13 protein-coding genes are annotated in these 10,568 nt (G+C 39.4%); 12 read left to right on the forward strand and 1 reads right to left on the reverse strand.

Translation table 11 applies throughout. The features are described 5' to 3' along the window. Positions 1-30 precede the first annotated feature (30 nt). The gene (locus tag ON09_RS26900; protein ID WP_202947167.1) at positions 31-504 is read right to left on the reverse strand and encodes a DUF1624 domain-containing protein; all 474 of its coding nucleotides are present in this window, start codon (positions 502-504) and stop codon (positions 31-33) included. Positions 505-944: 440 nt separating this feature from the next. Between ON09_RS26900 and ON09_RS19225 the strand changes: the two genes are divergently transcribed. The 12 genes from ON09_RS19225 to ON09_RS19275 all read left to right on the forward strand — a co-directional run. Further along, positions 945-1,553 carry a DUF4255 domain-containing protein gene (locus ON09_RS19225; protein ID WP_010602696.1) on the forward strand — a complete coding sequence of 203 codons (609 nt, stop codon included), beginning with the start codon at positions 945-947 and terminating at the stop codon, positions 1,551-1,553. After that, a complete protein-coding gene (locus ON09_RS19230; protein WP_010602697.1) occupies positions 1,550-2,644 on the forward strand; it encodes a T9SS type A sorting domain-containing protein in 1,095 nt (364 codons plus the stop codon). The genes ON09_RS19225 and ON09_RS19230 overlap by 4 nt, the downstream gene beginning before the upstream one ends. 18 nt (positions 2,645-2,662) lie before the next feature. After that, complete coding sequence (locus ON09_RS19235) at positions 2,663-4,441, forward strand: phage tail sheath family protein (protein WP_010602698.1); 1,779 nt, start codon at positions 2,663-2,665, stop codon at positions 4,439-4,441. A 3-nt stretch (positions 4,442-4,444) separates the two neighbouring features. Then, positions 4,445-5,875: a phage tail sheath family protein gene (locus ON09_RS19240; RefSeq protein ID WP_010602699.1), complete on the forward strand. Its 1,431-nt coding sequence runs from the start codon at positions 4,445-4,447 to the stop codon at positions 5,873-5,875. Positions 5,876-5,896: 21 nt separating this feature from the next. Further along, positions 5,897-6,331, forward strand: a complete 435-nt coding sequence (locus ON09_RS19245) for a phage tail protein (protein WP_010602700.1) — start codon at positions 5,897-5,899, stop codon at positions 6,329-6,331. A gap of 5 nt (positions 6,332-6,336) precedes the next feature. Continuing rightward, entirely contained in the window at positions 6,337-6,792 is a 456-nt protein-coding gene (locus ON09_RS19250) for a phage tail protein (RefSeq protein ID WP_010602701.1), read from the forward strand. 5 nt (positions 6,793-6,797) lie between these two features. Then, positions 6,798-6,959 carry a DUF5908 family protein gene (locus ON09_RS25275; protein ID WP_157259010.1) on the forward strand — a complete coding sequence of 54 codons (162 nt, stop codon included), beginning with the start codon at positions 6,798-6,800 and terminating at the stop codon, positions 6,957-6,959. A gap of 2 nt (positions 6,960-6,961) precedes the next feature. Then, entirely contained in the window at positions 6,962-7,684 is a 723-nt protein-coding gene (locus ON09_RS19255; RefSeq protein ID WP_010602702.1) for a CIS tube protein, read from the forward strand. Positions 7,685-7,687: 3 nt separating this feature from the next. After that, on the forward strand, positions 7,688-9,415 hold the full coding sequence (vgrG, locus tag ON09_RS19260) for a type VI secretion system tip protein VgrG (protein WP_010602703.1): 1,728 nt from the start codon (positions 7,688-7,690) through the stop codon (positions 9,413-9,415). A 2-nt stretch (positions 9,416-9,417) separates the two neighbouring features. Next, positions 9,418-9,693: a PAAR domain-containing protein gene (locus ON09_RS19265; protein WP_010602704.1), complete on the forward strand. Its 276-nt coding sequence runs from the start codon at positions 9,418-9,420 to the stop codon at positions 9,691-9,693. Between the two features lie 2 nt (positions 9,694-9,695). Further along, positions 9,696-10,115, forward strand: a complete 420-nt coding sequence (locus tag ON09_RS19270) for a GPW/gp25 family protein (RefSeq protein WP_010602705.1) — start codon at positions 9,696-9,698, stop codon at positions 10,113-10,115. Positions 10,116-10,118: 3 nt separating this feature from the next. After that, positions 10,119-10,568, forward strand: a 450-nt coding sequence (locus tag ON09_RS19275) for a hypothetical protein (protein ID WP_010602706.1), incomplete at its 3' end; no start/stop codon positions are given.

A 10,568-nucleotide genomic window follows, 5' to 3' on the forward strand; every position in this document is an offset into this window, starting at 1 on the left:
ACCTCAGGTGGCGGAAAGAGGTTAAAAATGTTATGTCCGAAGACGATTATCAAACCAATAATTAAAACAGCTTTGTGGGAAAATTCTGCTCATAAAGCCCAAGAAGATCATGCTCCAGCCAATTACCCAAATTACCTGCAAAATCACAAAGTTGTAAAAGGGATTAAAGGTTAAGCCAAGTGAAATGATAACGATTTCGACCACAATCAGCCAGGTGCCACGCTTAAAAAGAAAAATACTTGCTTTTGCAGGTGTTTTATGCTGTGACGATAGGTATGCAGATAGCCCCGACAAGAAAACAAAAATCGGAGCACAAAAGTGGGTGATCCATCTTGTAAAAAACAAAATACCTGTTGTTGTCTGTGGATCAAGTGGATTAGCGGTCATCGCTCCGATGTGAAAAAAATCGCGGGTATGGTCAAGTGCCATAATGATCATTACGATACCGCGGAGAATGTCTATCGACAATATACGCTTCGATTGGAGGGATGAATCAATATTCATGATAATAGGTCTTCTAGTTTAAATATAGCAATTCAATTTTTGGTCTTCTCTTTCTCAACTACTTTATCTAAACTTTAGGTGTAAAAAAAATCATTTTTGATATAAATTGTAGTTAAAGTAATACGTTTAAAATACTGATAAATAGATGTTTAGCGGGTTGTTTCGTTTTTAAAATTTTAACTTCTGGAATTCTGTAAGAATATTTTGCCCGTTTGAAAGATCATTCTTAATAGGAATATTCTTTCAAGTTGTTGATAACTAATGTTTTAATAGGTCGGAGTAATGGTTAAAACATCGCAGGTATATTAAAATTTGACGATTTTAAATGTTTTCTCGGGTTGATAACTTTTTTTGAATTTGTTAATAACTATTGCTGATTTCGTTTATAAGTTTATGATAATCATTTACTTAATCGTCTAACCTGGAATATTTTTTTGTCTATGATTAATACCGCTCTAGATTTTCTTTCAAAAGAAATTAATAGTAATCTGAACAATATTGCCGGAACAACCAATGAAGATTTTATTGTTGTTTCAAGTATTGTTTACGGCGGTAAATTAGCAATCCCTGACAAAACTTTAGGCTTAACGCTGATGAACATTGAAGAAGACAGGGTGGCTAAAGATCAGCGGGTAACAGTACGGAACATGCAGGGCGATATTGAAACCAGAAATCCGGACATCTACCTTAATCTATTTGTTCTTATTTCAGCAAACTTTCATTATGAAGAAACTGAGTCTCCGCGACTGGATTATTTGGAAGGATTAAAAAGACTTTCACAAGTCATTTCATTTTTTCAAGGTAAAAACGTGTTTACGCAAGCAAATTCTCCTTTACTTGCACTTACTGATAACAAAATCGAGCGATTGAGTGCGGAGCTTTTTAGTTTCAATTTCGAGCAAATGAACCATTTCTGGAGCATTATCGGACATAGTTACTTGCCATCTGTATTATATAAAATCCGGATGTTAACCATTCAGGAAAATGTACAGTTAGCGCCCGACGGAATAATTGAAAGTATTGCATTACAAACTAAAACAAGATCATGACAGCCTATCGTAAATTATTTTCGGTTAACGTACTTCACAACTACTACGAAGATAGTTTGTGTCAGGATCTGGATTTTATACCGGCCAACAGTTCGCGGATACTCATGCGAAACCAACGTTGGATATACAAGGCGTTTGATACCGGCTTTAACCTGATTTGCGAAAGTGATTTAGATCAAAAAGCGAAAATCAGAATAGGGGAAAGCAATTTGTACTTCGGAATTGTGTTAAAACAAGCCGCTAAATTTTTAGCCATTACCAATTTAAATGAAGCCAATCCCCAGAAAAACTTCTTAAGTAATAAAAAGATTTACTTAACAAATAATGGCCTAAATAAAAATCTTAAATACAGTATTCTCGATGCGATTACAGGTGATTTATTCAACTTTAATTTCGATTTGCCAGACCATGAGGAAGTCACTTTAAGATTGAAAACTGCATTGAAAAACGATTTGATAATTGAATACGATAGCAATGGAGCACCCATATCAAGTCCGTACAAAATCAAAAAGAATATTAACGGAACCTTTGGAAAGTTAATTGATCTTTCCAAACTACCAGACGGACTTTACATCATCTCCGTTAAAAATGCTGCTGATTCAGGAAATGAGTTATTGACCTATAAAGTTTTTAAAAGCGCCGAACTTCAGTCGCAAGCTACCTTTGGCGTTTTGCATATCAGCATTCCAGCCAATGAGGAGATTGTAGAAGAAGCGAAATTTTCGATCAGTTTTACCAGGAAAGAAACTTTTTGGAAATACTATGTAATCAATCAAAGTGGTATCGATTTAGAAGATTTCGATCTTTTTGTAAAGGATAAAAGTACAGAAGGCCATCCGGTTTACAAGAATTATACTTTCGCCGGAAAACCAGTTCCAGCAGATGACCACGATCCCATCAATAAAATAGCTGATGTACCTATTGTATTATTCAAAAGCAATATAAAGATTCCGTTTTTCGAGAAAGTAAAAACCGGCTTGGAGCTGAGTAAGAAAGATGGTTCAACTGAAGTGATTCTTGCCAAAAATTTACCTAATCCAATGCCAGAAAAGCAGGCGGGCGAAGAGAGTAAAGTTTATGTATATGTTTAATAAATAAATCATTAAGATATGGCGCTGACATATAAACATCCAGGGGTGTATGTTGAAGAAATTTCGACGATTCCTCCTTCCATTGCCCAAGTAGAAACTGCGATACCAGGCTTTGTTGGTTATACGGCAAAGCGAGAGAAAAATGGAATCCCGTTTGATGTTAATGTGCCACAGCGTATTACCTCTTTACTGGAATTTGAGCAATATTTTGGCCCTGCGTATCCAGAATTACTGGAAGTCACTATCGAAAATCCCGAAAATGGTTCGGTGCTACCAAAAATTGTGGTTACGCCAGCAACAACTTTATCTGGCTACCTGCTATATTACCACGTAAAAATGTTTTATGAAAACGGAGGTGGCCCATGTTTCATCATTTCTATCGGGACGTTTAAAGCTGTGCCTGAGCTGGATAAAGCAGAGTTAAAAACCGGATTGGATGCCTGCGAAAAGGAAGATGAGATAACCTTGCTGGTAATTCCTGAAATTGTAGGTTTATCTTCTTCCTCCCAGATAAAGGAACTAAATGATGCCATGCTTGCCCAATGCGCCAGGCTGCAAGATCGGTTTGCCATCCTTGATGCACCACAGGCAAGCCTGACCACGCCAGTTTTGGTGGCTGATAAGTTTAGGAACGACTTTATCAGCTCAGATAATTTAAAATATGGTGCGGCTTACTACCCACAAATACAAAGTGGTGCAGTTTACAACCGTACCGCTGATCAAAATATTTTCATTGCAAGAGATAACCGCGGCGGTGACAATGCAGGTATTTATAAATCTGTAGGAGATACTAAAAAGCCAATTACCGATGTGGTTAAACCTGCAGCACAAGTATCTGTTGCAGCAACTACAAAAATTACGATAGAGACTGTCCCAACGGAAAATCAATCAATTAGCATCGCAGGCATTAGCTTGACATTTGGAACTGGTGGAATTGCAATCGACGGTAACACAACGGCGACAGCAAAAAGTTTAAAGGATGTGATTAATGCGCATAATGACCTCAAGTTGTTTGTCAATGCTGAGTTGTCAGGCAAAGTAGTTAACATTACGGCTTTAGAAGCAGGGGCTTCAGGAAATAATATTTCAATTGTGTATGACCCGAAAGGTGGAGCAATTGCTTTGAAGCTGGATTCCCCAACTTTAACCGGCGGTTTCGATAATGTAGATTTTGTTTTATTCAATCAGATTAAGGCTGCGCTAAACGCATTTACAGTTCCACTTTATCCATCCGGTATGATGGCAGGTGTGATGGCTAGAGTCGATAACGAACGCGGGGTATGGAAAGCGCCTGCGAATGTGAGTGTAAGAACGGTAGATAAACCTGTAGTGTCCATAAGTGATGAAGAACAAGACTATTTAAATGTTGATCCAACCGGAGGTAAAAGTATCAATGCCATTAGGAAATTTGCTGGAAGGGGCACTTTGATTTGGGGCGCCCGAACGTTGGCGGGAAACGATAATGAATGGCGATACGTTCCGGTGCGGAGACTTTTCATCATGGTAGAGGAAAGCATTAAAAAGGCAACTGAGTTTGTGGTTTTTGAACCAAATGATGCCAAAACCTGGTTGAGGGTAAAAACTATGTGCGAAAACTTTCTGAATCAATTGTGGCGACAGGGAGCCCTGGCCGGCGCAAAGCCGGAACATGCTTATTTCGTTAACGTTGGTTTAGGCATCACCATGACCTCACTCGATATTCTGGAAGGCAGGTTAATCATCGAAATTGGAATGGCTGCGGTGCGCCCGGCAGAGTTTATCATTTTAAAATTCTCTCATTTATTAGCAAAATCTTAACAAATGGCAAAGAACTATAAAACTCCAGGCGTTTACATTGAGGAAATCAGTAAACTTCCTGCATCTGTGGCTCCGGTTGAAACGGCTATACCAGCTTTTATGGGGCGAACAGAAATTGCTAAAGATGAAAATGGAGACGATATTTTTCCATCAGTTGATAAACTTCCTACACCCATCCGGATTACTTCTTTTTTAGATTATCAAAAGTATTTTGGCGGAGCAAATTCTGAGGCTGATGTATTTAAAACAACGGGTTTACCAACTATTCAGGATGTAATTGTTGATGCCAAGGTGCAAAACAGAACCATTACATGCAATGCCAGAAAAGAATCGGTAAGTGGAATGTACATGTATTATACCTTGCAGCTGTATTTTGGAAATGGTGGCGGACCCTGTTATATTGTATCTAGCGGAAGCTATACAACAGATTTTGATAACCCGGAAGGTATTGCTTGTTTGGATGCAGTAGCAAAGGTTGATGAGCCGACATTACTAATCTTTACAGATAAACACAAGAAGAATACAGGTTTAAAATCAGGATATAAGGATTTGTATGATAGCGCCCTGGCTTTGTGCAATAAGCTGCAAGATCGCATTGCCATTTTCGATGCCTGGAAGCTGTCTTCAGTTCCATATGATGATGCTAAAATTATCAGGGATGATGTAGGCACTGCCGATTTAAAATATGGTTGCGTTTATTATCCATGGTTACAGAGTACACTGAACTACGGTTACAATGAAAACGATATTCTCATTAAACACAATGGGGCCTATGATGGAAAAAGTTTATCGGCCATCAAAGCGATTGACCTGAATACCTACCGGCTTGTAAAAGCAGAAATTGATAAAAATTTTATTGATTTGCCTCCATCGGGGGCCGTAGCTGGTGTAATGGCCCGGGTTGATAGTAACCGTGGCGTATGGAAAGCTCCGGCAAATGAAAGTTTGAGGATGGTAACTGGCCCGTCGCTTAAGGTAACTGCCGAACAACAGGAAAATTTAAATATCGATCCGACTACAGGAAAATCAATTAATGTAATTCGATTTTTTACAGGCAAAGGAACGCTGGTTTGGGGTGCAAGAACCCTGGCAGGAAATGATAATGAATGGAGGTATATTTCTGTAAGGCGCTTTTACAATTTTGTGGAAGAGAGTATCAAGAAAGCTACTGAGTTTGTGGTATTCGAACCCAACGATGCAAATACATGGCTACGGGTTAAAGCCATGTGCGAAAATTTCCTCAATCAGTTGTGGCGGCAAGGTGCATTACAAGGAGCAAAGCCAGATGATGCATTTTTTGTTCGAATCGGATTAGGCATTACAATGACTACACTTGATATTCTGGAGGGGAGGATGAATGTTGAAATTGGCATGGCCGTGGTTCGCCCTGCAGAATTTATCATTTTGAAATTCTCACATAAATTACAAGAATAACCTATTATAAATCTAAATATTATGGCAAATAATTATCCATTGCCGGTTTTTCACTTCCAGGTGGAATGGGGCGGCTCAAGAATTGGCTTCACGGAGGTTAGTGGTTTAACGGTAGAAACGCAGGCAATCGACTACCGTGAAGGTAGCTCGCCGGAGTATCATGTTACCAAAATGCCTGGTATGCAGCAATATACAGCAATATCAATGAAAAGAGGTATCACAAAAGGTGATAATGAACTTTTTCACTGGTTTAATACCGTAAGCTTAAATAAAATCGAGCGCAGAGATTTAACCATCAGCCTGCTTAATGAAAGCCACGAACCTGTTGTGGTTTGGAAAGTACGAAACGCCTGGCCTTCAAAGGTTGATGGGCCAACGCTTAATTCTACAGGGAATGAAGTGGCTATAGAAACAGTAGAACTTGCGCATGAGGGTTTAAGTATCGAATTTACTTAGCAGTGATGGTTGCGAAATATCCTCCGGTAGGTTTTCATTTCTTGCTTCGGATTGAAGGACTGGAACTTCAGTACCCGGGAATGCCGGATATCGGTTTCACAGATGTTACAGGTTTGGAAGCGAATATTGCGACAGAGGAATATAAAGAAGGTGGTGAAAATCGCTTTGCGCATAAGCTACCAACGGCAATCACCTATAGCAACCTCACCCTTAAACGGGGCATGTTGATCGGTTCTTCAGCGATGAAGTGGTTTAAGGAAAGTGTAGAATCTTTTACGTTTAAACCCAGAGACATTACATTAATCCTTTTAAACGAAGACCATACGCCGCTGCAGGCCTGGAATTTTGTAAATGCCTACCCAATAAAATGGGCTGTTGAAGGTTTTAATGCCCAACAAAACGGAATTGTAATTGAAAGCATTGAATTTGCCCATCAGTATTTCAGACGAATTGATATTTAAAGATTATGCCAGTAGAAATAAGAGAGCTCAATATTACAGCCACAGTTACCAATAATGTTGCCGGCTCGGTGCAGGCAAGTCCGTCCGGACAAACAGCTACCGACCGGAAAATGAAAAAAGCACTAGAGGAATTAAAACAACAGATTAAAAATAAAAACGAAAGGTAATTATGGCACTTAGTCAGCTTTTTGGAGAACTTGGGAATTTAGAAAAACTCATAATTGATGTGTATACCACTGATAATTTTTCGGGTTCGCCTGTAGAAAGTTTTAAGGTTTTGTACAACCCAAATACTTATTTTATCGAATACAAAAACGAGTTAGATAACAGTGCCCCAGCCAATGCTGCAGATAGCGTTGGTCAGTTTAAATCTTCCAGAGGAAAGGAATTAAAGCTTGATTTATTGTGGGATGCGACTTCAGCATCTTATTCAGGTAATTCTGCTTTTCAATCTGATATTCAAAGGGATAAAACTGTACATAAAGTTATAGAGAAATTCCTAGATACCTGCTTTAAGGTTAAGGATGATACTCACCAGCCAAACTATTTAAAAATTCACTGGGGGGAATTAACTTTTCAGGGTATGCTCACTGCAGTAAAGGTTACATATACTTTGTTTGATAATACCGGTAAGCCTTTGCGGGCAAAAACAGACTGCACTTTTACCAGCTACACCTCTTTGGTGGAACAATCAAATGAACTGCAAAGAAACTCTCCGGATTTAACACACTACAGAAATGTTGAGGGCGATAGTCCTTTGCCATTGATGACATACAACATTTACAAAACGGATCGATATTATTTGGAGGTAGCTAGAGCAAACAAATTAAATAACTTCAGAAAGTTGCAACAGGGACAGCGTATTTCCTTTCCACCGATTGAAAAATTTTAAGATATGCCACAAAACAAGGGAGTGCAGTCATTTAGTATCAAAATCGGAGGCCAGCCATTGTCTGATGCAATCGGAATATTGGAAATTGTGATAACCAATATTGTGAATACTATTTCTAAAGCCCGAGTGGTTGTAATGGATGGAAGTGCTGCTGCACAAAATTTTGAATTAAGCAATGGTGCCGATTTCGTTCCTGGTGCCGAAATTTCAATTTCAGCCGGTTATGATGGTAAAGATGAAGTGGTTTTTACGGGTTTGATTATCAGTCAAACGATTAAAGCTAATGAAGAAGGCAGCATCCTGGAAATAGAATGCAGAGACAAGTCGATTAAACTTACTGCCGGTAGAAAAAATAGAATTTGGGAAGAAGTGAGTGATGGAGATGTGATCGAAGAAATTTTAAGCCAAAGCGGACTCACTTATGATTTAGATGATCTGCACTTAAAGCATAAGCAACTCGTTCAGTTTAATTGCAGCAATTGGGATTTCATAGTTACCCGAGCTGAGCTTAATAGTGCTTTGGTTATTGCAGATGCTGCAAAATTATCCATCGCCGGACCTGATGTGAATCAAGCGATAGCAGCAACATATACTTATGGTATTGATATTTATGATTTTGAGGCACAGATGGACGCCAGGACACAATACCCGGAAGTGATTACACAAAATTGGAATTACACCAATCAAGAAATTACAGAAAGCTCTTCGAATGTCAAATCTTTGCCACAGCAGGGAAATTTTTCTGGCGATGAATTGGCAGAAGTTCTCGGATGGGAAAACAGCAGCTCCTTTCATTCAGGTAATTTGTCAGCCGAAGAATCAGCAGAATGGGCGACGGCACAACTGTTTAGGAGCAGGCTCAACCGAATAATCGGAAACTTTAGGGTTTTAGGCGATAATAAGCTTAAGCCAGGAATAATTGTGGAATTAAAAGGAATCGGCGATCGGTTCAGCGGTAAGTGTCTGGTAACTGGTGTTATTCATTCTTATTCTGGCGAGGCTGCTTGGTACAGTCACGTACAGTTTGGATTGGACAAAGCCCTTCATCATTATAAGTTTGATGATGTGGTCGAAAAACCAGCTACCGGAATTATTCCGCCAGTAAATGGTTTGCAAATTGGTATTGTAACGCAGCTTGAACAGGATCCCGAAGGCGAAAGCCGGATCAGGGTGAGGCTGCCTACAGTTGAAAAAAACGGAGATGGTATTTGGGCAAGGTTAGCCATGGTTGATGCCGGCAAAGATCGTGGTTGGGTTTGGAACCCTGAAATTGATGATGAGGTGATTATCGGTTTTATCAATGATGATCCCCGGGATGCAGTGATTTTAGGCAGGTTATACAGTAGCGCACATCCGCCTCACTTGCCATATCAGGATGACAACCATGAAAAAGGGTTGAAGACGAGAAGTGGCATTCAGATATTGTTCAATGATGAGAAAAAGATTGTCAGCATTGAAACACCTGCTGGAAACAAATTTACACTCAACGAAGATGAAAAATCAATTACCATTGAAGATCAAAATGGGAACAAAGTACAGACTAACGATAGCGGTATCACCATTGAAAGTAGTAAGGATTTAAAGATAAAAGCAAAAGGCGATATCAAAATAGAGGCAACCAATATATCAGTATCCAGTAATGCGCAACTTAAGTTAGAAGGAAGTAGCGGAGTTGAATTGAGTTCTTCGGCGATTACAAAAGTTAAAGGAAGTATAGTTCAAATTAATTAGAGATGCCAAATGCAGTAAGAACAACGGATGTTACCAATCATGGCGGTTTGGTAACAGGTCCTGGAGTACCAACCGTGTTAATCGGAGGCATGCCAGCTACAGTTATCGGCGATATGCATACCTGCGTGATACCGCCACCAGGGCATATTCCAGCCAGTCCGTTTGTAGCGGGCAGTGCAACGGTAATGATTGGCGGCAAGCCTGCGGTAAGAACCGGAGATGTATGCGGCTGTGGAGCGTCTGCCGTGGTAGGTTGTCCTACGGTAACTATTGGATAAGTATGGAAACAGAAAGTAGCTTTTTAGGAAAAGGTTGGGCTTTTCCGCCAAAAATTCACAAGTATTCAGATACAAACCGGTTTGCAACAAGCATGGCAAGTGAGGTATCGGATATTAACCAGAGCCTTGAAATATTGTTTGGTACCGCCGTTGGGGAGCGGGTAATGCAGGCAGAATATGGTTGCAATATGGATGATATGTTATTTGAGCCAATAAATGTAACACTGGTTACCCGGATTACTGAACGAATCAGAAGGGCGATAATCTATTACGAACCCCGGATTAAACTAGATAAACTCGATGTATTTAAAAATGAAGAGCTTGGAATGATTAATCTGGTTGTGGAATATACGATTAGAAGCACCAATACGCGGAATAACATAGTTTACCCATATTATTTGAATGAAGGAACAAACCTTTAAACGATGAGCAAAAATTGTAACAAAAATAGCGCACCAAGAAACGGCACTAACCGTTTAAATCGCTTGCCTAAAGCTTTGGATGCTTCTTTTGTTGCCATTGATGAACGAAATAAAGCAGCCCTTTATCAGTTTGCAGATCGTTTAAGTGCTTATGTTAATTATCATTATTACGATGGAGTGGCACATCAAAGCAACTGGAATACAGTGTTTAACATCGATGAAATTAGGGATGATGGTTTGACGGAGCCACATCTGGCGCTTTTTGATGCATTTTTAGATCTTTATGCTATTGCACAGCAAGATCTTAATCAGTTTACTGCCAAACATCTCGATTATTTTTATGAAACCTTTCTGGGTTTTGAGAAGAAACCTCCTTTGCCCGACAAAGTATACTTGACCATTGAACTGGCTAAACACATTTCGCAACATGTATTAAAGGAAAAAACTGAATTT

The organism is Pedobacter agri PB92 (assembly GCF_000258495.1).
In the GTDB taxonomy this organism is placed as follows: domain Bacteria; phylum Bacteroidota; class Bacteroidia; order Sphingobacteriales; family Sphingobacteriaceae; genus Pedobacter; species Pedobacter agri.